Origin of the sequence: Winogradskyella sediminis (assembly GCF_003387355.1) — a bacterium.
Classification (GTDB): Bacteria; Bacteroidota; Bacteroidia; order Flavobacteriales; family Flavobacteriaceae; genus Winogradskyella; species Winogradskyella sediminis.
In genome coordinates, this window is record NZ_QUNH01000003.1 from 1 (window position 1) to 25,610 (window position 25,610).

Consider the following 25,610-nt stretch of genomic DNA (forward strand, 5'->3'; position numbering starts at 1 on the left):
TTTGTTATATTAATACTTTGATAGAGAAAAAATAGCTATGAATGTAAATAAGGAATTAGAATTAGCATGGAAGTTTGTAAATAATACAAATAGGAGATTAATTTTTCTTTTTAAAAATGCTATCTAAAATAGTATGAATTCCTAAAAATAATAAAATAAGAGCTGCAATACATATTATAAATGCAACTACGAGTAACGGTATGTAAAGAGGTTTATCGTTGTTATCTAACGCTAAATGCAATAGTGTAGGGCCACTAAACATACAAAGCAAACATAAGGCTAGACGTTTTAATCCTTTTACTAAAATATCTTTATCAGTTCTGTTATTTTCTTCCATTAGTAATGCTATGTCTTACATTCTTGTATTTATTTAAAAGAACACTGGCTTCTGCTTCTGAAATATGTAGTTCAGACATAATCATATTTATAGCTCTTTTTACTAATTTATTATTACTTAGCTGCATATCTACCATTTTATTGCCTTTCACTTTTCCTAATTGAATCATTGATGCAGTTGTGATCATGTTTAAAATGAGTTTTTGAGCCGTGCCAGCTTTCATTCTTGAACTTCCAGTTAAAAATTCAGGTCCCACGGTGACTTCAATTGGATACTTGGCAGTTAGTGCTAATGGGCTTTGGGAGTTACAAGTAATACAACCTGTAGTAATTCCTTGTTCATTACAATGGCGTAAAGCACTAATGACATAAGGAGTTGTACCTGAAGCAGCAATACCTATAACAACATCATTTGATGAAATATTATATTCTATTAAATCTGACCAACCTTGTGTTGTAGAATCTTCTGCATTTTCTACAGCTTTTCTAATTGCTTGATCTCCTCCTGCAATTATACCAATAACGAGATTATAAGGTACACCAAATGTTGGAGGACATTCTGAAGCATCAAGAATACCAAGTCGTCCACTGGTACCAGCGCCTATATAAAATAATCGTCCTCCTTTTTTTAATTTTATAACAACCTGTTCAATAAGATGTTCTATTTGTGGAAGTGCCGTTTGCACAGCTAAAGGTACGGTAATATCTTCTTTATTTATGGAGCTAATTATCTCGCTGATAGTCATGTCTTCGAGATTTGTATAATTTGATTCTTGTTCAGTAGTTTTTATAAAAGTCATGCTTTAAAGGTAATAAATAAATTTTGCAGATATTAGTATTAATATGAAGAAGAATAATCTTTGGGAATATTAATTTTATAGTTGAACGTTTATAAAAACGATGAGTATAATATTAAAATAATGCTTATTCTACGGTATATATTAATTCATCTACTTCCGAAAGTCTAAAATATCCATATGGATAATTATCAGGATTTGTAGTATTAATACAATTACCTCGTACTGTAGCTGGTTGAGTTTCAAACGGACCACCACCAGAATCACCTCCTTGCTGAAGGAGTATAAACATATAATCGTAAAATTGGCTTGAAACTCCGTAGTTTCTAATTGTTACAATATCTCCAGATTCTAAATCTTCTTCCGTATAAAATCCAAATATTTCATTTCCATCAGTAAACGTATCGTCATAAACAGATAAGGATGGTATCACTGGTATATCACTAATAAATTCAAAAAAATAATAATTATCTATACCAAGTGGATCTGTATAGTATGCTTTAAGTTCTATATCTTCTCCTGAAAACCCACCTTCGTTATTTTGTTCAACATAATCAATGGGTACGACAGACATTAAAGTTTCTGTAGCCGTATATATCTCGTCATTATAATTAATAACTAAGGTATACGTGTCATTTATAACTGGTAAAAAATTGTCGTTATAGTAAATCCCTGTATTTTCAGATTCGATAAAGTTAAACGTATTACCATGTGCATCTAATATCTGAACTGTAGCATCAGTAGCAGGAGGAACAACATCGTTAAAAAATGGTGCAGAGAGTGTTAATTTTATATTCTGCTCGTTTCCTGTGGTATTTTTCAAATAATTTATAGACGCTTCTATTACCAATCTGGGTTCTGCATTATTTAGGTTAACATCAATAACATCCTCACAATTTGTAAAGAATGTTAGAAAGAAACTTATGTATAGTAGTTTTTTCATCATTTAAAATTTGAAATTATATGAGAATGATGGTACAATCCCGAATATAGCTAATCTTGTAGCCTCATTATTCCCAGTATTTCTATTTTCACTAAAAGAAATACTTGCTGCATTTTTTCTGTTGTAAATATTATATATCCCAAAAACCCATTCCCCTTTAAACTTTTTGGTAGTATCTGGTTTAGGGTTATAATTAACAGCGATATCCAAACGATGGTAAGAGGGAAGTCTACTCGAATTTCTAGACTCATAGTTTGGAATGGTTATGTCATTGTATTGATATTGTCCATTTGGAAAAGTTGTGGGTTGACCGGTTTGGAAGATTAGATTAGAACTAAATGACCATTTTTTGTTAAGTTCATAGCTTCCGGTAATAGAAATATCATGCGTTTTATCATACGGTGTGTTATACCATTGTCCGTTATTAATTCCAGATTCATTAGCGGTTCTCCCAGGTGTTCTTTGTTCAGATTTTGAAAGCGTATAGGCCAACCAACCTGTAAATTTTCCTTCATTTTTTTTAAGAAGTACTTCTAAACCATAAGCTTTACCTTCTCCATTTAATATCACCTGTTCTATGGCATTGTTGGCAATTAAGTCAGCTCCATCAATGTAATCAATTCGATTTTGAATGGTTTTATAAAAACTTTCGATTTCTAAGGAATAGGTATTATTCTTAAATGTTTTAAAATACCCAATTGCAATTTGATCTAATAATTGTGGTTCAATATATTTTCCACTTGGAGCCCAAACGTCTAGAGGTGTGGGTGAACTAGTATTAGAAAGCAAGTGTAAATATTGACTCATACGGTTGTAACTTGCCTTTACAGAAGATTTGTCATTTAATTGATATGCTACTGCTAATCTTGGTTCTAAATTTGTAAATGATTCTATAATATCACTTCGGTCATAGATATAAGTGCCATTCGGCTCTGCTTTTTCATAAATTCCTAAGGATTCGTTATAGATAAGTGGACTGTTATCATCATACCTATTTAATTCATCTTGTCCCAAACGATGAAACATACTTAATCGTGCTCCATAACTAATAGACAATTTATCACTCAATTTATGTTCGGCATCGATATATATGGCATTTTCTAGAGCATATTTATCAATGAGTTTAAATGGATTAATACCAGAATTGCCATCAATTGGATTAATATCTCCAGGATTAAAATTATAATACATACTATTTAATCCATACTCTAATTTAAAATTATTACTTATATAATGTTTAAAATCATATTTGAGGTTAAAGTTTTTTATACCAGACACCCAGTCGAAACCGACAAAGCTTAATTTTAAACCATAATAATAATCGGAGTAAATAAGTGATAGATTAGAAAATAATTGATTTGAATACAGGTGATTCCATCTAAAATTTAAAACAGAATTTCCGAATGAATTTTCGAAACTATCGGAGATTTTAAACACATCTCGACCAAAGTATCCTGATAGATAAATATTATTATTCTCATTAATATTATAGCTTAATTTAGTGTTTAAGTCGTAGAAATACGCGACGTTATCTAAGTCAAAAAGAGGTAAAAAGAGGTGTGCATAACTACTTCGTCCTCCAATGAGGAAAGAGCCTTTATTTTTTTTAATAGGCCCTTCGGCTAGTAATCTGCTAGAAATAAGTCCAATACCACCATTCATATGAAACGATTTACTATTGCCTTCTTTTTGATAAATATCTAAAACGGAAGATACACGCCCTCCGTATTTTGCTGGAATTCCTCCTTTATATAATTTTAAATCTTTAATAGCATCAGGATTAAAAACCGAGAAGAAACCAAAAAGATGTGATGAATTAAAAATAGTAGCTTCATCTAATAGTATAAGGTTTTGATCTGCAGCACCACCTCTAACATTAAACCCAGACGAACCTTCTCCTGCATTAGTAACACCTGGTAGAAGTGTAATAGATTTTATTACATCGACTTCTCCTAAAACGACAGGCATTGTCTTTATCGTTTTAATCGATAAAGAATTGACACTCATTTGTGGTTTTTTAATGTTTAGTTTTTCTATATCTTCTGTGACTATAACTTCATCTAAACTTTCTGCAGCCTCATCTAATTTAAAATTTTTAGTAAGATTATCATTTAAAACTATAGTTTCAGAAATGGTTTTATAACCTAAATAACTTATTTGAATAACATAGGTGCCTTTAGGTAGCGTAATAGAGTAGAAGCCGTATTCGTTAGAAACTGTTCCTGTCTGTTGTGTTGGTAAAATCACATTGACACCAATTAGTGTTTCGTTACTTTGGTTATCTACTATTGTGCCACTAAGTGTAAAGTTTTCTTGTGCTTGAAATAGGAAAGGACAGAATAAAATAACAAAAATAATTCTTTTAAAGAGTGGTAGCATAGTTTATAAATGATGCGTTTGAATGAGGTTGCATTTTATTCTCAACGATTGAAATTAACATTTGTTACTCAATATTAAAAATAAATTAAATGAATAAAAAAAGCTTCCGTATGGAAGCTTTTTTAACATAACATTAATCGTTAGATCATTATGAATTTACAATATCATTTAATGCAGTGCTTGGTCGCATAGCATTAGATAGTAAATCTTCATCAGGAAAATAGTAACCATTGATGTTTACTGGCTCACCTTGGCAATCTATTAATTCTTTTATAATAGTATCTTCTTGTGCTGATAACGCGTCAAAAACCTTTTTGAATTCAGCTTTTAACTCAGCATCTTTATCTTGGTTAGCCAAAGCTTCGGCCCAATATAATGCTAAATAAAAATGACTTCCTCTGTTGTCTAATTCGTTAACTTTTCTTGAAGGGCCTTTTCTGTTTTCTAATAATTTATCAGAAGCATCGTCTAAAGCTTCACCTAAAATACTCGCTTTTTTATTATCGTTAACTTCAGAAAAATGTTCTAAAGAAACCGCTAATGCTAAAAATTCACCTAAAGAATCCCAACGTAAATGATTTTCTGAAAGGAATTGTTGCACATGTTTAGGAGCAGATCCTCCAGCACCAGTTTCAAATAAACCACCTCCATTCATTAATGGTACAATAGATAGCATTTTTGCACTAGTACCAACTTCTAAAATAGGGAATAAGTCCGTTAAATAATCTCTTAATACGTTTCCTGTTACAGAAATAGTGTCTTTACCTTCTTTAATTCGTTTTAAAGTAAAGTTAGTGGCTTCCACTAAAGACAGAATTCTTATGTCTAAACCTTCAGTATCGTGATCTTTTAGGTAGGTATTTACTTTTTTAATTAATTCTGCATCGTGGGCTCTTTTCTTATCTAACCAAAAAACAGCTGGTGTTTCAGATGCTCTTGCTCTAGTTACGGCAAGTTTTACCCAATCTTTAATTGGTGCGTCTTTTACTTGGCACATTCTCCAAATATCACCTTCTTCTACTTTATGGCTTAATAATATGTTACCATCAATATCTATAACTTCAACTTTACCCTTAGACGAGATCTCAAAAGTTTTATCATGAGAACCGTATTCTTCAGCTTTTTGTGCCATTAAGCCTACATTTGGTACTGTTCCCATTGTAGTTGGGTCAAAAGCTCCGTGTTTTTTACAGAAGTCAATCGTAGCGCTATATACACCAGCATAACTACTATCTGGAATTACAGCTTTAGTATCTTGTTGTTTTCCTTCTGCGTTCCACATCTGTCCAGACGTTCTAATCATTGCAGGCATAGATGCATCAATTATAACATCACTTGGTACGTGAAGATTTGTAATTCCTCTATCAGAATTTACCATTGCTAAATCAGCACCATGATCGAGTTCAAAACGAATATCAGCTCTTATTTCATCGCGTTTGTCTTCTGGTAATTCACTTAATTTTTCTAATAAGTTACCAAAACCATTATTAACGTCAACTCCAATTTTTTCAAATGTTTTTCCATGTTTCTTAAATAAATCTTTGAAGAATACACGTACTGCATGTCCAAAAATAATTGGGTCAGAAACTTTCATCATCGTGGCTTTCATATGCAATGAAAACAATACACTGTTGTCTAAAGCGTCTTCTACTTGCTCTTCTAAAAACTCAAGTAAAGCGTTTTTGCTCATTAAAGTAGCATCGATAATTTCACCTTTTAATAAGGCTAAATCAGTTTTTAAATTGGTTTTATTTCCCTTAGCATCTGTATGCACAATACTTACAGTCGTTGCTTCCTCTAATGTTACAGATTTCTCGTTATGTGCAAAATCTCCTTTAGACATCGTTGCTACGTGCGATTTAGAATCTGGTGACCAAGCTCCCATGCTGTGCGGGTTTTTCTTTGCATAATTCTTTACCGCTTTTGGAGCACGTCTATCAGAATTACCTTCTCTAAGTACTGGGTTTACAGCACTACCTTTAATTTTGTCGTAACGAGATTTTATTTCCTTTTCAGTATCGTCCTTTGGTTCGTCTGGGTAATTTGGAATCTTATATCCTTTGGCTTGTAATTCTTCAATTGCAGCAGTAAGTTGCGGTACAGAAGCACTAATATTTGGTAATTTAATGATGTTTGCTTCTGGTTTTTTTGCTAACTCACCTAATTCTGCCAACGCATCTGGGACCTTTTGATCGTCTGTTAAATAATCCGGAAAGGCAGCTAAAATTCTAGCAGCTAATGATATATCTTTTGTCTCTATAACAATACCTGAAGACTTTGTAAACGCTTCAACAATTGGTAAAAATGAACGCGTTGCTAAAGCTGGTGCTTCATCCGTTTTTGTATAAACAATCTTTGCTGTTTTTGTCATATGTCTTGATAAATAAAATGAATAAAAATTGGCTCGAAATTGAGCTGTGCAAATATACGAAAACGTTTGATTTTTATAGGTATAAGATTACTAGTAAAGCATGGCAAATTTTAAGAAATTAATAAATAATTGCTGAAAATCTTTATTTAATTTTTGATCTTAATATGAAAACTACTTAGTAATCCAGAAATGTTTTCTTTTGAAAAAGAAGCATGTTTAATTTGATTGAAATTTGGATTGATATTGAAGTTATACGCAGATGTAAAATCGGCATGTTCAATATTGGTGCGATCAAACGTAGAATTCTTTAAATCACATGTATTAAAAGTACCATGCTTTATTTCGGCTTCCGTGAAATCTACTTGTTGCATAGTACATTTAGTGAATTTTGTACGATTAATTTTAAGCTGATAAAAACTACTAAGATTCAACGTGCAATCTATAAACTTAAAAGCTAATAAAAAGGCGTTACAATTTTGAAATTGTACACCTAGGATTTTACAGGTAGTAAACGTACAATCGTTAAAAGATGTATGCACTACTTTAACGTTGCTAAAATTGCAATCTATAAAATCACATTCTAGGAAGATAATATTTGAAAGGTCAGAGTTTTCAAAATTACAATTAATGAATCTACACTCTGTATACTCAGCCTTTGGTAGATAATGATTTGTGTATTCTTTAGAGCTAAAGTCTTTCTGGTCTATAAGTGGTAGATTCATGAGACAAGAATACAAAACATTTTTTTGAATAAAAAATGACACGTAATATGAAAGCTTTTGGTAGGTATAAGTAGAGCTTACACTTTAGATCCCTATGTTTTCATAAAAATAAAAAGCCATATCACTCAGAAAATCTGTGTTGACATGGCTTTCATAGAAACAGTACTAACTAACATCACCTATTTAGTATTTACTAACTCAGATGATTGACCAATGTCTTCTCATCGTTTTCGGCTTCAGTGTTTCCGTTTCAAATCGAAACAATTCATACCTTTCAAAATGTATTGACCTGATATTACTATGTTTCTTAGGTTTGTTTTTCTTGATGTTTTTCCTATAATCTTCAATATTAATGAATGTTAGGTCTAAAACATTGCTCGTCCTTTTCATGTTCACTTTCGATTCCATTACTTCTTCAGAGCTTTCCACATTACTAATACAGTCTACTGAGTATACTAAATTACTAATGCTTCATGACTGCTACACAAACACTCACTTTCGTAAGTTGCTTCACAATCTCAAAAAACAACCTCAATACGTAAAGAACGAATCTTTAGTAACAATAAACATTAATCTAAAATGAATTTAGAACCAAACAAGGTTTGTTGCTTATTGTTTTACTAAATTAAAAAATATTATTGATTTTTTAGTGTTTTTAACACTTTAGATATCAACACTTTATAAACCTTGATTATTAACAATTGTTAATAACCCAAAAAAAGCCTTCTGTTTCAGAAGGCTTTTTTATTGTCATATATAAGTTGGAATTATCTTCTAACTTCTTTGATTCTTGCTTTTTTACCAGTAAGACCTCTAAAGTAGTAAATTCTAGCTCTACGTACTTTACCTCGTTTGTTTACTTCAATTTTTTGCAAAGCAGGTAAGTTGATTGGGAAGATACGCTCTACACCAATTGTTCCTGACATTTTACGGATGGTAAACGTTTCAGAAGTACCACTTCCTTTTCGTTGTAATACAACACCTCTAAAAAACTGGGTACGTACTTTTTCACCTTCTCTAATTTCGTAGTATACTGTGATTGTATCACCAGCACTAAATTCTGGAAAGTCTTTGCGGACTACAAATTCGTCTTGTACAAATTTTACTAAAGAACTCATTTTATTTTATTTATAATAGTTGATTCAAAGCAACATTCACGATTCTCGCCAGAGGTTGGTCTAAATTGGTTTGCAAAATTAGTACTTTTTTGTTTATCTACAATGCTTTGACTCTATTATTTTTTGATTAGCTAAATATAGATCGCTCAAACCTTATCTATACTTTCTACATTAGTGTTTCACAAGATATAATTTACTACGTATTCAACACAAAATCTATAGTATAGATATTTCAAAAGGTGTAAGAATGTTATTGAAGATTTAATCTTTTAGTAAATCTGGTCGTCGTTCTTTTGTTCTTTTATAAGCTTGTTCTTCTCTCCATTTTTCAATCTCACCAAAGTTACCACTGAATAATACTTCTGGGACTTTCATGCCATCATATTCTCTAGGTTTTGTATATATTGGTGGTGCTAGCAGATTATCTTGAAAAGAATCGGTTAGGGCAGAAGTCTCATTTCCTAAAACACCAGGAATTAATCGGATTACCGAATCGCATAACACCGCAGCTCCTAATTCTCCTCCAGATAATACGTAATCTCCAATGGAGATTTCTCGTGTAATAAATTTATCTCTTACACGTTGATCTACTCCTTTATAATGTCCGCAAAGAATAATAATATTTTCTTTTAAAGAGGTTTGGTTAGCAATACTTTGGTTAAGTTGCTCACCATCTGGTGTCATATAAATAATGTCGTCGTAGTGACGTTCTTTTTGCAATTTAGAAATGCATTTATCTATTGGTGCAATGGTCATTACCATACCTGCACCACCTCCAAATTGGGTGTCATCCACAGATTTATAGCCACCTGTGGCATAATCTCTTAAATTATGAAAATGAACTTCTACTAAACCAGCTTCTATAGCTCGTTTTAATATTGAAGCTTCAAACGGACTTTTTAAGAGTTCTGGTAATACGGTTATGATATCTATACGCATGATTAATTTTTGTATGGTTTGCAAAGATATGTTTAATTCATGTATTTTTTAGTTGGACTTATATCGAAGTACTAAGAGGATATATAAATTAATAATATTTATAAGATAGAATGTTTTAAATAAACCTTTTCACAAAAAAATCCGTAATAAGGATTACGGATTTTTTTATTACACATATTAGAGATGTTTTCTTAAGATTTCTGCTTATTTAATTCATCTTGTAACTGACGTCTTACTTTTTGCTCGCGCTCTAATGCCGTACGTCTGTGTTCTTCAAACTCAGACTCTACTTCTTCCAGTTTGTGTTTGGCTTCACGGGTTGCAGAATTACTACCTTTAAATTTATAGATAAAAAATAATAACAAGGCTAGCAAACCACCAATAATACTCCACATTAAAATTTTGTAGCTCGCTTTGTTTGTTTGTATTCCAAATAGTGAAATGTTGTCTTTTTCATCATTTGTAGCATTTAAGGTAGATTCCGTATTGGCCAAATTGCTTTTTAAACTTTCAATTTCTTTGGCCTGTGATTTTACGATGGCTTTAGTGTCTTCTAAATCTTTATGAACTGCTTTTAAAGAATCTAAGGTATGCGCTTTTAAAGCATATAACCATGTTTTTTTGACGGTTTTGTAATCTTGCCAACTATTAGAGCGTCTAATTACAAATTCAAATTGATTATCTATAGTACCACTATTAAGAGATAATTTCTCTTCTTGTTGGTCATTGGTTTGCGCGATTACTGTTTGAAAACTAAATGTAACTAAAAGAATTACAGTAACTTTTGTTAAGAATTTCATCTTAGAGATAATTTTGGTTGAGTTAGATTAATTGGTTGCCAAGATAATAATTTTATGAGTATATCATATACAAATTACCAAACAAATAGCCTCTGTTTGTAAAAGGCATTTAATATACGATAGAAACTATTGTTTAGATGTTGACACCTTTATAGAACCAATTTGTTTATTGTTGCTATGTCATTAATTCACTAGAAATCATAACGCTAAAAATCAAAAAAAATCTTGCCCTGAGACAAGATTTTATTTTTTCTTTTTCAGAATGTTCTAATAGTAAGCATAGCGTCTTACCTTAGAAATGTATTTTGCTAAACGAATAACCTGATGGCTGTAACCATATTCATTGTCATACCATATATATAGTATCGCGTTTTTGCCATCTTTTCTAACTATGGTTGCTTTACTGTCGTAAATGGCTGGTGCCGAACTGCCCACAATATCGCTAGACACAAGTTCGTCGCTCATTTCGTATTTAATTTGCTCAACCAAATCACCTTCTAAAGCATACTTTTTCATAATGGTATTCATACTGGCAACGGTTGTTTTATTATCCAGTTCTAAATTTAAGATGGCTAAAGAGCCATTTGGTACAGGTACTCTAATAGCATTAGATGTTAATTTGCCTTCTAAAACAGGAATAGCTTTACTTACTGCTTGTCCGGCGCCTGTTTCAGTAATTACCATATTTAAAGCAGCTGCACGACCTCGTCTGTATTTACCATGAAAATTATCTACTAAATTTTGATCATTTGTATATGCATGAATCGTTTCTAAATGTCCTGTTTTTATACCATAAGAATCTTCCACAGCTTTTAAAATAGGTGTAATTGCATTGGTGGTACAAGAAGCCGCCGAAAAGATATTAACTTTTTCTGGATTGTACTCTAAATGATTAACTCCGTGAACAATATTTGGAATACCTTTTCCTGGAGCGGTAAGTAAAACTTTATCTACTCCTTTAGCTTTTAGGTGTCTGCTTAATGCCGTTTTATCTCTAAACGCACCAGTATTATCTATAATTAATGCGTTATCTATGCCATAAGAAGTGTAATCGATATCTTCAGGGGCTTTTGCAGAAATAACTTTTACTGTAGTACCGTTAATAATTAATGCTGAATTGGCAACATCGGTACCTACCATTCCTGAGAAATCACCATGAACGGAATCATTTCGCAATAAAGATGCGCGTTTCTCTAACACAGTTTCATTGATCTCTCCACGAGTAACGATGGCTCTTAATCTTAATTGATTGCCTTTACCTGTGCGAGCCATAAGTTCACGAGCTACTAAACGGCCAATTCTTCCGAAGCCATATAGCACAACGTCTTTAGGTTCTATAGCTTTATTGTCTTTAGCTTTACCTAATTTAGAAGCGACAAATGCTGTGGCATTACCATATTTCTGATCTTCTAAATGAAATTCGTAAGTTAATTTTCCGATATCTAGTTTAGCAGGCGGTAAGTTTAGTGTGCTTATAGCTTGTGCAATTTCTACAGAATCGAAAATAGAAATAGGTTTCTGAACAAATTCACCAGCGTACTCATGCAGGTTTAAAATTTCGCTCACATTTCGGTCTATTAATTGATTTCTGAATATCACGAGCTCTATGGATTTGTCGTACCATAAGTCACTGATAATTTTAATAAATTCTACGGTTGCTCTACGACGATCAGCTTGAAACGCTAATTCTTTTTCGTAAGTCTCGTTAAATCCCATGTTTTCTTGGTTTAAGTGATTTAGATTTTGCGCAAAAGTAATATATTTCAAACGTTTTCGTAACTCCTTTTATAGAAAATAAAAAACCCTTTAAAGAAATCAACTTTAAAGGGGCTTATTATAAATAATAGTTAAATGTATTACCTAAAATGATAGACTACTTTTTCACCGTCTTTATTGATGACTTCAATTTGAAGAGGCTCATTAACACTACGTGTTTTTATGGCATTTTGAGCATCGTCTATAGAGTAAAGTTTTTTACCATTAATTTTAGTAACAATGCTACCTTCTTCAACACCATTTCTAATCCAATTAGATTTATAGGTTTCATCTAATTTGTTAATTTTAACACCGTAATCTGTATTAAATCGTTTTAACTCTTTCTTAGATGCATTTTTTACAAGTCCAATTGTAGGTAAGGTATAGATTGATGGTTTTAATAAGGTTACCGGAAGCGTTTCTTCATCATCATCTCTAAGTAGGGTAACATTTACGACATCATTTGGACTCTTGGTTTTTAAATAGCCTGTTAGATCAGAAAATTTATTGATTTCAACATTATCAATTTTTTTAATAATATCACCGGTTTGAATACCTGCTTTTTCTGCTCCGGTGGCTTCTTGTACGTCGTGAACATAAAAGCCTTCGGTGGTAGTGGTGCCAAATTTTTTGGCTGCTTCACTATTTAAGGCGCTACCTGTAACACCAAGAATTCCGTTTTGTACATTACCAAATTCCATAATGTCATTCACAATTTTTCTAGCAATATTACTTGGAACAGCAAATGAATAACCAATATAAGAACCTGTTTGTGATGAAATCGCTGTATTAATACCAATTAAATCTCCATTGACGTTTACTAAAGCACCACCGGAATTTCCTGGATTAACGGCTGCATCTGTTTGTATAAACGATTGCATATTCTGACCAGATAAATCACGCGATTTGGCACTTATAATTCCAGCTGTAACTGTAGAATTTAGGTTAAAAGGATTTCCTACAGCTAATACCCATTCTCCAATTTTAGCATTGTCAGAATCGCCAAAAGCCATAAATGGTAAGTCTTCGTCCGCTTCAATTTTAAGTAAGGCAATATCCGTGGTTTCATCGGTACCTATGAGTTCGGCCATATAGGTTTTGTTATTGTTTAAAGTAATGCTAATTTCAGTCGCATTTTTAATAACATGATTATTAGTTACAATATAACCCGTTGGTGAAATAATAACTCCACTTCCAGTACCAACTTGGGCTCGCTGAGAACTACGACCGTAAAAATAATCGCGCATACTTAAAGGTGCATTAACAATAGCCGTATTCTTAACATGTACCACAGAATGTATGGATTTATCGGCAGCTTCAATAAAGTTGGGCGTTATCCCAGTAGATGAATTTAAGGTGTTAACTGTATTATTTGCAGGAATAAACGTGGGCAGCTCCGAGGACGGTTCAACCGCAAAAGGTTGGGTGTCTTTTTCTAAAAAAAGTTTATATCCTCCTAAAGTTAATAGACCACCTAATGCAGAAACAAACACCAATGTTATTATCTTCTTCATAATTTTCAGATTTAAGTTTAACTATTTATATTTTATCTTCAACTAACGATTAAAATTAGAAATTTATTGATTTCAATTTTCAATTTAACGACTTTTTAACGTCAAATTTAACGCCCTATTAACACCACAAAATACAGTTGAATATTGTTATATTTGTGGCTTATTAATGACTATGACATTTTATAAATATCAAGGAACAGGTAACGATTTTGTAATAGTAGATAATCGTTTACAGAGCATAAACAAAAAGGATACCAAACGTATCGCAGCTATATGCGACCGACGTTTTGGCATAGGAGCTGATGGTTTTATACTTTTAGAAAATGATGATAATGTAGATTTTAAAATGGTCTATTATAATGCTGATGGTAACGAGAGTACTATGTGTGGTAATGGTGGACGTTGCATTGTGGCATTTGCTAAATTTTTAAATATCATTGAAAACGACACTGAGTTTGTGGCCATAGATGGATTGCATAAGGCTAAAATTGAAAACGGTTTGGTACATCTTCAGATGCAAGATGTGTCTTTAATAAAGACATTTGATAATCATCTGTTTTTAGACACAGGCTCTCCGCATCATGTACAAATGGTATCGGGTTTAGATACTCTAAATGTAAAATCTAAAGGATCTAAAATAAGATATGGAGCACCTTACAATGAAGCTGGTAGTAATGTCAATTTTGTAGAAGAAATATCGACAGATAATTTTGCAGTAAGAACTTACGAGCGTGGAGTAGAAGACGAAACCTTGTCTTGCGGTACAGGTGTCACAGCAGTGGCTTTAGCAATGCATAAAAGTGGACGTACACAAGAAAATGATATTGGTCTGCAAACCCAAGGAGGGCCTCTGAATGTTACATTTAATTGTAACGATACAGGTTATTTTAATATTTGGCTTATAGGACCAGCTCAACAAGTATTTAAAGGTGAAATTGAATGGTAAGCCTAAAAGGAGACAATATATATCTAAGAGCGTTAGAGCCTGAAGATTTAGAATTCGTTTTTGCTATAGAAAATGATACTTCGCTTTGGGCATTAAGTGATACTCAAACCCCTTATTCAAGATTTTTAATAAAGCAGTATCTCGAAAATGCGCAGCAAGATATTTTTGAAGCTAAGCAGCTTAGATTGGCTATTTGCGATAATGAAAATCAAACTATAGGTTTAATTGATGTGTTCGATTTTGATATAAAAAATAAGCGCGCAGGAATAGGTATTCTTATTCAAAATTACCAAAACCGAAACAGAGGTTATGGAAAACAAGCCTTAGAGTTACTTGTAAATTACTGTTTTTCAACCTTACACTTGCATCAAGTATATGCTAATATATCTGAAAGCAATGTGGCAAGTTTAAAACTTTTTGAATCCAATGGTTTTCAGAAAATAGGCTTAAAAAAAGATTGGAGTTTCGATGGTACAATGTATACCAACGAATATATTTTACAACGCATTAATAACTAACTATGTATATAAAAAAATTACTTTGGGCTGTTGCTCTTATTGGCCTTATAATCTGTGGTGGATTCGCATACTATATATATAACACTATGTTTTCGTCAAATACCAATTTTGAAAATGAAAATGCCTATATATATGTACCAACAAATGCGAGCTATAATGAAGTAAGATCGCAATTAGAACCATTATTGAAGGATATGGAGGCGTTTGATGCTTTGGCTAAACAGAAAAAATATACCACAAATATAAAAGCTGGTCGTTTTGAGATTACAAAAGGCATGAATAATAATGACATTATAAATTCTATTCGTAGCAAAAACCTTCCTATAAAAATAGCGTTTAATAATCAACATAGCATTAAAGATCTAGCAGCACGTATAAGCAAGCAAATTGAGGCAGATAGTGTGGCTTTAGAAAAAGCAATGTTAGATCCTTCGTTTTTAACTAAAAATGGATTTAATGAAGCTACAGCTTTGGGTATGTATTTACCAAATAGTTATGAGTTTTTTTGGAATACTTCTGCTGAAACATTTAGAGATAGAATGCTAACAGAATACAATAGATTTTGGACAGAAGAGCGCAAGGCCAAAGCTGAAAAATTAAATTTATCTCCAAATGAAGTGATAACATTAGCTTCAATTGTGCATGAAGAATCTAAAAAAGCAGATGAGCAACCGCGAGTAGCTGGTGTTTACCTTAATAGGTTACGTATAGGAATGCCGTTACAAGCCGATCCAACTTTAAAATTTGCAGCCTATCAGTTGCCAGAATATCAAAATACGATTATTAGACGTGTGCTAAATATTCATAAGACCATTAATTCACCTTATAATACCTATCAAAATGTTGGGTTGCCTCCGGGTTTAATTGCTATGCCAGATTTGTCCGCTATTAAAGCAGTCTTAAATCCGGAATCGCATAAATATCTATACTTTGCAGCAGATGCGAAACGTTTGGGATATCATAAGTTTGCAAAAACTTTAGGGCAACATAATAATAACGCTAGAGAGTATCATAGATACTTATCATCTCAGGGTATTAACAAATAAGATGTGAAACAAACTCTTGTAAATATTATAATTGTTTTTTTTACAGGCACATCGCTTTTTTCACAATCCAAATTTAGTCAGTTTTTAAAACCAAGTGATAGTTTAGATACTATCCGTAGAAATACGGTAGTTATTTCTGAAGCTGCTATAGCAACAAGTACCTTAATAGGCCTTAATCAATTATGGTATGCGGATTATCCACGTTCTAATTTTAAAACTTTAAATGATAGTGGCGAATGGTTACAGATGGACAAAATGGGTCATGTATTTTCGTCGTATCAATTAGGTAGACTAGGTGCTAATACATTAAATTGGGCAGGAATTAGTAAAAAGGATCAATTGATTTTTGGAGCTACTTTGGGTTTGGGATTTCTTACTACGGTCGAAATTTTTGATGGATTTTCTGAAGAATGGGGATTTTCTTGGTCAGATATGGCGGCTAACGCGGCAGGAACTGGCTTGTATGTAGGACAAGAATTACTGTGGAACGAACAACGTCTAATATTAAAATATTCTTTCCATAGAACATCGTATGCAAAGCAAAGGCCCAATACCTTGGGCAGCGGATTAGCAGAAGAGTTCTTAAAAGATTATAATGGACAAACTTATTGGTTGAGTGCCAATATCAATTCATTTTTTAAAACCGAATCCATTCCTAATTGGTTAAACTTAGCTTTTGGATATGGAGCTAATGGTATGTTAACAGGTGAGCCAAATGACACTCAATTTTTAGACCAACAAAGAACACGTCAATATTACCTAAGTTTGGATATTGATTTAACCCGAATTAGAACAAATTCTCACTTCCTAAAAACATTATTTGACGTTTTTAACCTCATTAAGGTACCTTTTCCTGCTTTAGAAATGAATAGCAATGGTCGGATAAAATGGCACTATATCTACTTTTAAGTTAAAATTTTAACACTTAATCGGTTGATTTTCAGTATATGAAAAAATGTTGTATATTTGCACGCGAATTTTGTACGATAGTTTTGGGGAACTATTTTACGGTAAAAATTTAGCTGTTATGATTAAAAGTAGCGTTAAGAATATAGTAATACCATTTTCAATTTGTGTACTTATAGCATTAGCTTTGTATCCAAATTCCACTCTCAATCCAGAGTCGTATTCAACCGAAGGATTAGAGCTTAACTATAATATTTCGGAAGATTTAGCTATGGTAGCTCAAGATAAACCTACTCAACAAAATTTATTCACACCACATTTAGGGAAATCTTTTGAGGGTTTTAAAGAAGCCTTAGCTTTTAAAGAATCTAGAGGAGATTATTTTACAGTAAATACATTGGGTTACTTGGGGAAATATCAGTTTGGATCGGAAACCTTAAAACTATTAGGAATCTATACGCCTAACCAGTTTTTATATAATCCAGAATTACAAGAAAAAGCGTTTATTGCTAATGCAGAGCGTAATAAGTGGGTTCTTAGAAAAGACATAAAGCGCTTTGAAGGGAAACAAATTTCTGGTGTAAAAATTACAGAATCAGGTATTCTAGCTGCGGCACACTTGGCAGGACCTGGAAACGTTAAGAAATTTTTACGCAGCTATGGAAGTCATAATCTTTCTGATGCTTATGGTTCTTCTGTACGATATTATATGAAAAAGTTTTCGGGTTATGACACCTCTATGATTACTCCAGATAAAAAAGCTAGAGTAACCTTATAATATTAATTAGTCTTTCTGAATAATAAATATCGCAGGTCTTTTGTGAAAATCCTCCTTGTTGTGTTTCCAGTCTTTGGCAGGCATTGTTTTAATAAATTCAGTAGGTAATGTTAAATCGCAGGCCACGCAAACTCTGGTATTAGGATGCAGACTATGTGTAAGGTCTTCTAACATTTTCATGTTTCTATACGGAGTTTCAATGAAAATTTGAGACTGGTTATGTTCAGAAGATAACCGTTCTAAGGTTTTAAGTTTAGCTTTACGTTCATTCTTATCTATGGGTAAATAGCCATTAAATGTAAAACTTTGTCCATTCATTCCTGAGCCCATTAAAGCCAAGAGAATAGAAGAAGGACCTACAAGTGGAATAACTTTAATATCCATTTGATGTGCTAAACCCACAATATCAGCACCTGGATCTGCAATTGCCGGACAGCCAGCTTCAGAGAGTAAACCAATAGATATACCTTCTAAGCATGGGTTTAAAAATGTATTGCGTTCAGCTTCAGTAGTGTATTTGTTTAATACTTTAAGTTTTAATGCCGGTTGAGATTTACTAGGAGAGACCCGTTTTATAAATCGTCGTGCTGTTTTTTCATTTTCAACAATGTAAAAATCGAGATCTTCAATTATTTTTTTAATCGAGATTGGTAAAACTTCTAGAGGTGGATTGTTTCCCAATCGTGTAGGTATAAGGTATAATTGTCCTTTGGAGTTGCTCATTAATCTATAACTAATTTATGTATGCTTTGTTGTCCTGTTTTCGCTTTTATTCTTAAAGTATATATCCCTTTAGAGAGTGATGATGTATCAATAGTTTGAATGGTATTGATAGTACCATTAATCTTCTTTATAATTTTACCTTGTAAATTGTGAATTGATATCTCAGCTACATGTAATGTATTATTATTTGAACCAAAATTAATATAAAAAATGTTCTCTGAAGGATTTGGATAAACAGTTATTTCTGAAAATACATGGTTATTATCGCTTAAAGTGGTATCAGTGAGTTTGTAGATGATGCCATCTGCAAGGTCTGAAATATATAATTCTCCATTAACATCTTCACCAAAGGCGGACCATTGACCAGAAAATTGCTTAAAGGTTCTGTTCCAAATAGCATTAGTCTCATCATAAACTAGGTATCCAATTTCTTGACTGCAAAGGTCTGCAAAAAAATACCAGCCATACATATTAGGATATGTGATGCCTCTGTAGCGATAACCTCCTGTAATGGAACATTTGGATTCTCCATCGCCAAAATGATCGTAACCGCTAACAGGAAAAGTGTAGGCACTTTGATCCTCGCATCCAGTACTGCTATAAGACTCATTACCTTCATAACATTTCCAGCCAAAATTGAGTCCAATGGCGGCGTCTTCAGCAGAAACACGGTTTATTTCTTCGTAACTACCCTGACCAACATCAGCAATCCAATGATCGCCATTTAAACGATCGAATGAAAATTTCCAAGGATTTCTTAATCCATAGGCCCAAATCTCATGTCTTGTGTCAATCTCCTCAACAAATGGGTTATCAGTGGGAATACTATAATTTTCAGTATCTGTTGTATTATCAATATCTATTCTTAATATTTTACCTAATAAACTTAATTTATTCTGAGCACGATTTTGGGGATCTCCAGATGAACCACCATCTCCAGAGGCTATATAAAGATAGCCATCAGAGCCAAATGCTAAATCTCCTCCGTTATGATTAGAGTAGGGTTGATCGTAGGTTAATATAATAAGTTCAGAATTAGGATCTGCTAAATCAGGGTTTGAAGTATCCTTTGTAAATCTAGAAATAACGGTATTCCCTGAATTATTAATATAATTTACAAAAAAGTAACCGTTTGTAGTATAGTCCGGATGAAAAGCTAAACCGAGTAAACCTCGCTCGTATCCAGAATTCGTAACCAGTGCATCGATATCTAAAAATGGGGTTGCTTCTAAATTTCCCTCAGAATCAATAATTTTAATAGTGCCACCTTGTTCTACTATAAATAATCTGTCATCACCAGCGTGTTTTATACTCACTGGTTTTTCTAGGTTAGAAGCTACGAGCTCTAGTTCTAGTTCTTGAGTATAAGAGAAAGTAAGAAAAAAGACAAAAGTAATAAACAGCGTTAAAGATTTCATGATACATGGAATTGGTAAGGTACTAATTTACAAAAAAAGAAAATCTTTTTTGTATTTAACGCATTAAGTGTTAGTTGTTTAGTTTCTTGGCTAAAATATCGCAGGTATCATTTATGAGCTTAAAAACACACTCAAAACCATCTTGACTACCATAATAGGGATCAGGAACATTTTTATTTTGAACACAAGAATTTACCTTTAGAAACAATGTTACCTTCTTAGTATCTTCAGAATTTCGAGCTAAACGAATAATGTCCTCGTAGTTAGAATGATCCATAGCGTATATGATATCAAAAGCATCAAAATCCGATACTTTAAATTGTCTAGCGCTTTGTGTGCTAATATCTAAATCGTGTTGATTTGCAACAGCAATAGAGCGTTTGTCAGGTACGTTTCCAATATGGTATGCAGCTGTTCCTGCTGAATCTACATAAAACCGGTCTTCAGGAAGTTTAGACTGTAGAATACCATGAGCTAATGGCGAACGGCAAATATTACCTAAGCACACCATTAAGATACGTGTCATATAATATAATAATTAAAGGGCTAATTTTTTAGATAAATCTTCAACGTATTTTCTAAACTGCTTATCGGTAGATGATAAGTTATCTACTGTTTTGCAAGCGTGTAATACCGTAGCATGATCGCGTTGTCCAATTTGAGAGCCAATACTTGCCAGCGATGCCTTTGTGTATTTTTTAGCAAAAAACATTGCTAATTGGCGTGCTTGTACAATGTGTCGTTTACGTGTTTTAGATTGTAACGTATTAACATCCATCTGAAAATAATCTGATACTACTTTCTGTATGTAATCAATAGAAACTTCACGTTTTGTATTCTTAACAAACTTCTCTACAATATCTTTTGCGAGATTGATGGTAATTTCTTTCTTATTAAAAGACGATTGTGCAATCAGTGATATAATCGCTCCTTCGAGTTCTCTTACATTTGTTTTAATATGTTTAGCTACGTACTCTATAATATCTTCTGGCATTTCGACACCATCTCTATAAAGTTTGTTTCTTAAAATTGAAACTCTAGTTTCAAAATCAGGTGTTTGTAATTCTGCCGAAAGTCCCCATTTAAAACGAGATAATAAGCGTTGCTCAATATCTTGCATATCCACAGGAGCTTTGTCGCTTGTTAAAATAACTTGCTTTCCGTTTTGGTGTAAGTGATTAAATATATGGAAGAATACATCTTGAGTTCCTGTCTTGCCAGATAAAAACTGAACATCGTCAATAATTAACACATCTATAATTTGATAGAAGTGAATAAAATCATTTCGGTTATTCTTTTTTACTGAGTCTATATATTGTTGCGTGAATTTTTCAGCTGAAATATATAAAACGGTTTTTTCAGGGTATTTATCTTTAATATCCACACCAATGGCGTGAGCTAAATGTGTTTTTCCTAAACCAACACCACCAAAAATTAAAAGTGGGTTAAAGGATGTTCCTCCGGGTTTGTTAGCAACTGCAATTCCTGCATTTCTAGCTAAACGGTTAGAATCTCCTTCTAAGAAATTTTCGAAACTATAACTTGGGTTAAGTTGCGACTCAATTTTTACATTTCTAATTCCAGGAATGATAAATGGATTCCTTAACTCAGGACTTTTATTATTAAAAGGTACATCTACGTCTTGAGATTTTAAAGCAGAACGGTTTGCACTTGGAATTTTCTCCGTAAAAGGTTGTTTATTACCGTAGGTGTTTTCCATTTTAATCACGTACACCAATTTTGCATCTGCACCTAATTCTTTTGTTAATGAGACTTTTAGGATTTTTACATAATGCTCCTCTAACCACTCGTAGAAAAACTTACTAGGTACCTGAATGCTCAATGCATTTCCAGAAAGCTTCACTGCATCTATAGGTTCAAACCATGTTTTGTAGGCTTGTGGTTGTATATTATCTTTTATAAAAGCGAGACAATTACTCCATACAGATTGCGCTGTGATCTCCATTCGTTTAGTTAGATTTTTTGTTGTTAGTTATTTTAGCAAAAAAAAAGAGAATTGGACTTCTCTAGTAGTTTTTAACAGGACAAATATGTGAACAAAATTCTTAATAAAAAAATCAAATTTCGTTGAATATTTAGAATTTTTTCCTCATGTTTAAAACATTTGAAAATTACAAAATTTTTTCTTAATCAAACCATTTATATATGAATTATAATGAAACAAGTATCAGAGTACGCTATGGAGAGACTGACCAGATGGGAGTTGTGTATCATGGCAACTACGCCACGTATTTTGAAGTAGGGAGAACAGAATGGTTACGTGAGTTTGGACTGAGTTATAGAGGGATGGAGGCTGATGGTATAATGCTGCCGGTTGTTTCATTATCTATAAATTACAAAAATTCAGCGCGTTATGATGATGTGCTTAAAGTGAAAACAACACTGAAAAAGATGCCAACAGCTTCTATTGAATTTGAGTATGAATTGAGGAATGAATCGGGCGTTTTATTGGCTACTGGTAGTACAATTTTGGCATTTATTGATGTGTATAAGAATAGGCCTACACGATGCCCAAAATATCTTTTAGATAAACTACGTAATTATTCGTTATAATTCTTTGATTTCAACACCAAAAAATTGTTCGAATAGCTCATATATCTTGTCGCTGTTGTTTTTTCTGACAGATATTTCTAACAAGCAATCGAGCTCTAAAGTTTGATTACTAATTTCAACATCGTTATCTTTTAATAAACGCATCACTTTACTCATATTTTTGTATTCAAATTTGAGTTGATATGATTTATTAATTGTTTTTTCTATAATATAAGATGCTTCTAATGCTAATTGCGCTCCAGTTCGGTATGCGTTAATAAGGCCACCTACTCCTAATTTAACTCCTCCGTAATATCTAACGACTATAATTAGAACGTTGGTTAGACCGAAGGATTGAATTTGACCATAAATGGGCATGCCAGCGGAATTGCTTGGCTCTCCATCGTCATTGGCTCTGTATTTAATGTTTTCAGTACCTAATTGGTAAGCATAGCACCAATGCCTTGCAGCATAATGGGTTTTACGGACATCCTCAATGTGTTGTTTTATTTGATCCTCATTTGTTACAGGAAATGTAAAACCGTAGAATTTACTATTCTTATCTTTAAATAATTCACCTTCTGCTGGTTTAGTTATGGTTTTATAAGTGTCGTTTTTCATTGAGCAAGTGTTACTAAAGCGATGGCTATAAATGCAAAGAATATCCCTAACCAGTTTTTTTGAGATATGTGCTCCTTAAATAAAACTAGTCCAACGAGGGTAGATAAAGCCAAAATGGCAATATGGTTAATTGTAAAAATGGTAGAGCTCTCCGTATTTTCTACTCGTAATGCTCGTAATAGAAAATACATAGACCCATAATTTACAACTCCTAAAAAAAAGCCAAAGGGAATACTTTTTAGTTGAGTTGGATTTTTATTCACCATGGATTTATAAATAAATAATCCGATGCCAATTATAGCGGCAATTCCAAAAATTGATGATAGAAATAAAGGGATGCTCCCTTTAGGAGCAAAATGATTTACTGAAGTATCAATAATTCCAGAACCTAAAAATAGGATTACGGGTAAATAGATAGATTTTGTAATGACTGCATCGTCCTTTGGTTTAATTGAAGTTAAATACACGGCTACTAAGGCTAATGCAATTCCAATCAGTTTTTGTAATTCGGTACTTTCATTATGAACATAGATGCCAAAAATCACCGGAATTATTAAACTCATCTTACTTGCAACTGAAGCTACAGATAAACCATTTTTTTGCGACGTAAGTGCCATTACATAAAATATGGCGATAAATAAGAATCCTAAACCAACTGCAGCAAGAAACCATGATGTATGTATAATTTCTGTGACTTCAATAGGTGTGTCGTTAAAAATAATGCCAAACGAAAATGCTGTGGCATAATTTACTACAATGGCTTGTAGCGTGTCAATTTTATACTTACTAAAAAGTTTAAACAACACAAAAATTGCCGTAGAAGACAATACGCTAAATACTAAATATATCAAAAGAGGTCTTTTTTAGTTTCAAAAAGGGTAACGACGTCTTCTATGGTTTCATCAATATTCCAAGTATGAAATCCCATAACGTCCGCTGTGTCTGTATTTTCTTTAGTATCATCTATAAATAAACATTCACTAGCATTGAGTTTGTTTTCATTTAACACAAATTCAAAAATATCTGTATTGGGTTTTCTAAAATGAATTTGCTGCGATAAATAAAAGGCGTCAAAATAGGACTGAAATTCTTCAAAAAAGGGAACCGTTTCCTTTACATAATCAATATGCATTTCGTTAGTGTTACTCAATAATATAAGCTTGTATTTTTTTTGAAGCGCTAAGTTTTTAATAAACTCTAAGCGCTGTACTGGGAAATCTTTAATGATACTATTCCAGGCTTTAATAAGTGCTGTTTCACTAACCTTAGGGAATTTTGATTTATAAAACGTTATAAATTCTGAAGTTGTAATTTTTCCAACTTCATATAGCATATTGGTTTCAATCATATCAGCTTCAAATGCCTCTAAATTGAATAAATCTAAAGCATGTTGCATAGATCCTTGCTTATCAAGATTGATAAATACATCGCCAAAATCGAAAATTAATGTCTTAATCTGTTGCATATATTTTTAAAGTATCATTTTTAATGGTTGTTTCAGAAATTAAATTCCCATCGAATTGAGGTGCTTTAATTCCCGATTTAAATTCGGTTTTCCCTATAAAAACTCTGGCTTCATCCCAAAGATTTTCGTCTATAAATGTTTGAAGCGTTTGTGAACCACCTTCAATAATTATGGAATTTATGTTTTCTTTATGCAATAATGTTGCTATTTGACTGGCTATCGGTTTTTCAAAATCAATAGTTTCTGATGTTATTCTAATGGTTTTAGCATCATCATTAAAAATTGAATAATCCATATTTAATTTTGAAGATTTATCTAAAACCACTCTAATTGGGTTTTCGCCAGACCAATCTCTAACCGTTAAACTCGGATTGTCTGCTACAACAGTATTTGTTCCCACTAAAATAGCTTGTTCTTCGGCACGCCATTTATGAACTAATTGACGTGAATAAGGATTAGTAATCCAAACGGGTTTTTGTTCTTCTCTAGCTATAGGCGCGATAAATCCATCCGCAGTTTCCGCCCACTTTAATATAATATATGGACGCTTTTTATTGTGAAATGTAAAAAATCGTTTGTGATGCGCTTTGCATTCATTTTCTAAAACACCAACAGTAACATGGCAACCAGAAGCCCTAAGTTTGGCGATGCCTTTACCGGCAACTTCAGGATTATCATCTATACAACCAATCACTACATTCGGAATATGATGCGAAATAATTAAGTCACTACAAGGTGGTGTTTTTCCAAAATGACTGCAAGGTTCTAGTGTTACGTAAATGGTACTTTTAGCTAAAAGGGATTGGTTTTTTACGGCATTTATGGCATTGACTTCGGCATGTGGTCCACCATAAGGACTTGTAAATCCTTCAGCAATAATTTGGTCATTATAAACAATCACAGCACCAACCATTGGGTTAGGTCTTGTGGTTCCCAATCCGTTTTTGGCAATTTGCAAACAG

25 protein-coding genes are annotated in these 25,610 nt (G+C 32.8%); 6 read left to right on the plus strand and 19 right to left on the minus strand.

Annotated elements, in window-relative coordinates; translation table 11 throughout:
- Positions 1-97 precede the first annotated feature (97 nt).
- From C8N41_RS12715 to C8N41_RS12765, 11 genes are all read right to left on the minus strand, one after another.
- Positions 98-337 carry a DUF6095 family protein gene (locus C8N41_RS12715; protein ID WP_092443496.1) on the minus strand — a complete coding sequence of 80 codons (240 nt, stop codon included), beginning with the start codon at positions 335-337 and terminating at the stop codon, positions 98-100.
- Complete coding sequence (murQ, locus tag C8N41_RS12720; RefSeq protein WP_115839551.1) at positions 324-1,136, minus strand: N-acetylmuramic acid 6-phosphate etherase; 813 nt, start codon at positions 1,134-1,136, stop codon at positions 324-326. Before murQ ends, C8N41_RS12715 begins: the two co-directional genes overlap by 14 nt.
- Positions 1,137-1,260: 124 nt before the next feature.
- Positions 1,261-2,076 (minus strand): DUF4249 domain-containing protein, encoded by an 816-nt coding sequence (locus C8N41_RS12725; protein ID WP_115839818.1) that lies wholly within the window; start codon positions 2,074-2,076, stop codon positions 1,261-1,263.
- Between the two features lie 3 nt (positions 2,077-2,079).
- Positions 2,080-4,455 carry a TonB-dependent receptor gene (locus C8N41_RS12730; protein WP_115839552.1) on the minus strand — a complete coding sequence of 792 codons (2,376 nt, stop codon included), beginning with the start codon at positions 4,453-4,455 and terminating at the stop codon, positions 2,080-2,082.
- A gap of 148 nt (positions 4,456-4,603) precedes the next feature.
- On the minus strand, positions 4,604-6,826 hold the full coding sequence (locus C8N41_RS12735; protein ID WP_115839553.1) for an NADP-dependent isocitrate dehydrogenase: 2,223 nt from the start codon (positions 6,824-6,826) through the stop codon (positions 4,604-4,606).
- A gap of 146 nt (positions 6,827-6,972) precedes the next feature.
- Positions 6,973-7,548, minus strand: coding sequence for a pentapeptide repeat-containing protein (locus C8N41_RS12740; RefSeq protein WP_092443487.1), 576 nt, complete (start codon positions 7,546-7,548; stop codon positions 6,973-6,975).
- Positions 7,549-8,315: 767 nt separating this feature from the next.
- Positions 8,316-8,666 (minus strand): 50S ribosomal protein L19, encoded by a 351-nt coding sequence (gene rplS, locus C8N41_RS12745; protein ID WP_092443485.1) that lies wholly within the window; start codon positions 8,664-8,666, stop codon positions 8,316-8,318.
- A 261-nt stretch (positions 8,667-8,927) separates the two neighbouring features.
- On the minus strand, positions 8,928-9,605 hold the full coding sequence (trmD, locus tag C8N41_RS12750; protein WP_092443483.1) for a tRNA (guanosine(37)-N1)-methyltransferase TrmD: 678 nt from the start codon (positions 9,603-9,605) through the stop codon (positions 8,928-8,930).
- 191 nt (positions 9,606-9,796) lie between these two features.
- Positions 9,797-10,405: a tRNA (guanine-N1)-methyltransferase gene (locus C8N41_RS12755; protein ID WP_115839554.1), complete on the minus strand. Its 609-nt coding sequence runs from the start codon at positions 10,403-10,405 to the stop codon at positions 9,797-9,799.
- A gap of 267 nt (positions 10,406-10,672) precedes the next feature.
- Positions 10,673-12,121, minus strand: a complete 1,449-nt coding sequence (locus tag C8N41_RS12760) for a glyceraldehyde-3-phosphate dehydrogenase (protein ID WP_092443479.1) — start codon at positions 12,119-12,121, stop codon at positions 10,673-10,675.
- Positions 12,122-12,261: 140 nt separating this feature from the next.
- The gene (locus C8N41_RS12765) at positions 12,262-13,674 is read right to left on the minus strand and encodes a trypsin-like peptidase domain-containing protein (RefSeq protein ID WP_115839555.1); all 1,413 of its coding nucleotides are present in this window, start codon (positions 13,672-13,674) and stop codon (positions 12,262-12,264) included.
- Between the two features lie 166 nt (positions 13,675-13,840).
- Here C8N41_RS12765 and dapF point away from each other — a divergent pair, with 166 nt between their 5' ends.
- The 5 genes from dapF to C8N41_RS12790 all read left to right on the plus strand — a co-directional run bounded on the left by dapF (position 13,841) and on the right by C8N41_RS12790 (position 17,868).
- Positions 13,841-14,620 (plus strand): diaminopimelate epimerase, encoded by a 780-nt coding sequence (dapF, locus tag C8N41_RS12770; RefSeq protein WP_115839556.1) that lies wholly within the window; start codon positions 13,841-13,843, stop codon positions 14,618-14,620.
- The gene (locus tag C8N41_RS12775; RefSeq protein ID WP_115839557.1) at positions 14,614-15,138 is read left to right on the plus strand and encodes a GNAT family N-acetyltransferase; all 525 of its coding nucleotides are present in this window, start codon (positions 14,614-14,616) and stop codon (positions 15,136-15,138) included. The genes dapF and C8N41_RS12775 overlap by 7 nt, the downstream gene beginning before the upstream one ends.
- Before the next feature lie 2 nt (positions 15,139-15,140).
- Positions 15,141-16,184 (plus strand): endolytic transglycosylase MltG, encoded by a 1,044-nt coding sequence (gene mltG / locus C8N41_RS12780; protein WP_115839558.1) that lies wholly within the window; start codon positions 15,141-15,143, stop codon positions 16,182-16,184.
- A 3-nt stretch (positions 16,185-16,187) separates the two neighbouring features.
- Positions 16,188-17,093 carry a DUF2279 domain-containing protein gene (locus C8N41_RS12785; RefSeq protein ID WP_115839559.1) on the plus strand — a complete coding sequence of 302 codons (906 nt, stop codon included), beginning with the start codon at positions 16,188-16,190 and terminating at the stop codon, positions 17,091-17,093.
- Positions 17,094-17,211: 118 nt separating this feature from the next.
- Complete coding sequence (locus tag C8N41_RS12790; RefSeq protein WP_115839819.1) at positions 17,212-17,868, plus strand: peptidoglycan-binding protein LysM; 657 nt, start codon at positions 17,212-17,214, stop codon at positions 17,866-17,868.
- A gap of 6 nt (positions 17,869-17,874) precedes the next feature.
- Here the strand turns inward: C8N41_RS12790 and C8N41_RS12795 are convergent, their stop codons facing one another.
- From C8N41_RS12795 to dnaA, 4 genes are all read right to left on the minus strand, one after another.
- Entirely contained in the window at positions 17,875-18,591 is a 717-nt protein-coding gene (locus tag C8N41_RS12795; RefSeq protein ID WP_115839560.1) for an SAM-dependent methyltransferase, read from the minus strand.
- Positions 18,591-20,009 carry a PQQ-dependent sugar dehydrogenase gene (locus C8N41_RS12800; RefSeq protein ID WP_115839561.1) on the minus strand — a complete coding sequence of 473 codons (1,419 nt, stop codon included), beginning with the start codon at positions 20,007-20,009 and terminating at the stop codon, positions 18,591-18,593. The genes C8N41_RS12795 and C8N41_RS12800 overlap by 1 nt, the downstream gene beginning before the upstream one ends.
- A gap of 70 nt (positions 20,010-20,079) precedes the next feature.
- Entirely contained in the window at positions 20,080-20,535 is a 456-nt protein-coding gene (locus C8N41_RS12805) for a low molecular weight protein-tyrosine-phosphatase (RefSeq protein WP_092443461.1), read from the minus strand.
- Between the two features lie 12 nt (positions 20,536-20,547).
- Entirely contained in the window at positions 20,548-21,975 is a 1,428-nt protein-coding gene (gene dnaA, locus C8N41_RS12810) for a chromosomal replication initiator protein DnaA (protein ID WP_115839562.1), read from the minus strand.
- Positions 21,976-22,175: 200 nt separating this feature from the next.
- Between dnaA and C8N41_RS12815 the strand changes: the two genes are divergently transcribed.
- A complete protein-coding gene (locus tag C8N41_RS12815; protein WP_115839563.1) occupies positions 22,176-22,583 on the plus strand; it encodes an acyl-CoA thioesterase in 408 nt (135 codons plus the stop codon).
- On the opposite strand, the gene C8N41_RS12820 is transcribed toward C8N41_RS12815, so the two are convergent.
- From C8N41_RS12820 to ribD, 4 genes are read right to left on the minus strand one after another with little or no spacing between them, the layout of a single operon-like run.
- Positions 22,578-23,183 (minus strand): IMPACT family protein, encoded by a 606-nt coding sequence (locus C8N41_RS12820; protein WP_115839564.1) that lies wholly within the window; start codon positions 23,181-23,183, stop codon positions 22,578-22,580. The genes C8N41_RS12815 and C8N41_RS12820 overlap by 6 nt on opposite strands.
- Positions 23,180-24,034, minus strand: coding sequence for an EamA/RhaT family transporter (locus C8N41_RS12825; RefSeq protein ID WP_115839565.1), 855 nt, complete (start codon positions 24,032-24,034; stop codon positions 23,180-23,182). Before C8N41_RS12825 ends, C8N41_RS12820 begins: the two co-directional genes overlap by 4 nt.
- A complete protein-coding gene (locus C8N41_RS12830) occupies positions 24,031-24,648 on the minus strand; it encodes an HAD family hydrolase (protein ID WP_115839566.1) in 618 nt (205 codons plus the stop codon). The genes C8N41_RS12825 and C8N41_RS12830 overlap by 4 nt, the downstream gene beginning before the upstream one ends.
- A complete protein-coding gene (ribD, locus tag C8N41_RS12835; protein ID WP_249033279.1) occupies positions 24,635-25,606 on the minus strand; it encodes a bifunctional diaminohydroxyphosphoribosylaminopyrimidine deaminase/5-amino-6-(5-phosphoribosylamino)uracil reductase RibD in 972 nt (323 codons plus the stop codon). The genes C8N41_RS12830 and ribD overlap by 14 nt, the downstream gene beginning before the upstream one ends.
- Between the last annotated feature and the right edge of the window lie 4 nt (positions 25,607-25,610).

Excerpts from the sequence above, each read along its gene's own strand:
- C8N41_RS12805 (WP_092443461.1), bottom strand. The coding sequence starts at position 20,535 with ATGACACGTATCTTAATGGTGTGCTTAGGTAATATTTGCCGTTCGCCA.
- dapF (WP_115839556.1), top strand. The coding sequence starts at position 13,841 with ATGACTATGACATTTTATAAATATCAAGGAACAGGTAACGATTTTGTA.
- C8N41_RS12795 (WP_115839560.1), bottom strand. The coding sequence starts at position 18,591 with ATGAGCAACTCCAAAGGACAATTATACCTTATACCTACACGATTGGGA.
- C8N41_RS12725 (WP_115839818.1), bottom strand. The coding sequence starts at position 2,076 with ATGAAAAAACTACTATACATAAGTTTCTTTCTAACATTCTTTACAAAT.
- C8N41_RS12790 (WP_115839819.1), top strand. The coding sequence starts at position 17,212 with ATGATTAAAAGTAGCGTTAAGAATATAGTAATACCATTTTCAATTTGT.
- C8N41_RS12740 (WP_092443487.1), bottom strand. The coding sequence starts at position 7,548 with ATGAATCTACCACTTATAGACCAGAAAGACTTTAGCTCTAAAGAATAC.
- C8N41_RS12830 (WP_115839566.1), bottom strand. The coding sequence starts at position 24,648 with ATGCAACAGATTAAGACATTAATTTTCGATTTTGGCGATGTATTTATC.
- C8N41_RS12715 (WP_092443496.1), bottom strand. The coding sequence starts at position 337 with ATGGAAGAAAATAACAGAACTGATAAAGATATTTTAGTAAAAGGATTA.
- mltG (WP_115839558.1), top strand. The coding sequence starts at position 15,141 with ATGTATATAAAAAAATTACTTTGGGCTGTTGCTCTTATTGGCCTTATA.
- C8N41_RS12755 (WP_115839554.1), bottom strand. The coding sequence starts at position 10,405 with ATGAAATTCTTAACAAAAGTTACTGTAATTCTTTTAGTTACATTTAGT.
- C8N41_RS12820 (WP_115839564.1), bottom strand. The coding sequence starts at position 23,183 with ATGAAAAACGACACTTATAAAACCATAACTAAACCAGCAGAAGGTGAA.
- C8N41_RS12730 (WP_115839552.1), bottom strand. The coding sequence starts at position 4,455 with ATGCTACCACTCTTTAAAAGAATTATTTTTGTTATTTTATTCTGTCCT.
- murQ (WP_115839551.1), bottom strand. The coding sequence starts at position 1,136 with ATGACTTTTATAAAAACTACTGAACAAGAATCAAATTATACAAATCTC.
- C8N41_RS12800 (WP_115839561.1), bottom strand. The coding sequence starts at position 20,009 with ATGAAATCTTTAACGCTGTTTATTACTTTTGTCTTTTTTCTTACTTTC.
- C8N41_RS12735 (WP_115839553.1), bottom strand. The coding sequence starts at position 6,826 with ATGACAAAAACAGCAAAGATTGTTTATACAAAAACGGATGAAGCACCA.
- trmD (WP_092443483.1), bottom strand. The coding sequence starts at position 9,605 with ATGCGTATAGATATCATAACCGTATTACCAGAACTCTTAAAAAGTCCG.
- C8N41_RS12760 (WP_092443479.1), bottom strand. The coding sequence starts at position 12,121 with ATGGGATTTAACGAGACTTACGAAAAAGAATTAGCGTTTCAAGCTGAT.
- rplS (WP_092443485.1), bottom strand. The coding sequence starts at position 8,666 with ATGAGTTCTTTAGTAAAATTTGTACAAGACGAATTTGTAGTCCGCAAA.
- C8N41_RS12765 (WP_115839555.1), bottom strand. The coding sequence starts at position 13,674 with ATGAAGAAGATAATAACATTGGTGTTTGTTTCTGCATTAGGTGGTCTA.
- dnaA (WP_115839562.1), bottom strand. The coding sequence starts at position 21,975 with ATGGAGATCACAGCGCAATCTGTATGGAGTAATTGTCTCGCTTTTATA.
- C8N41_RS12815 (WP_115839563.1), top strand. The coding sequence starts at position 22,176 with ATGAATTATAATGAAACAAGTATCAGAGTACGCTATGGAGAGACTGAC.
- C8N41_RS12775 (WP_115839557.1), top strand. The coding sequence starts at position 14,614 with ATGGTAAGCCTAAAAGGAGACAATATATATCTAAGAGCGTTAGAGCCT.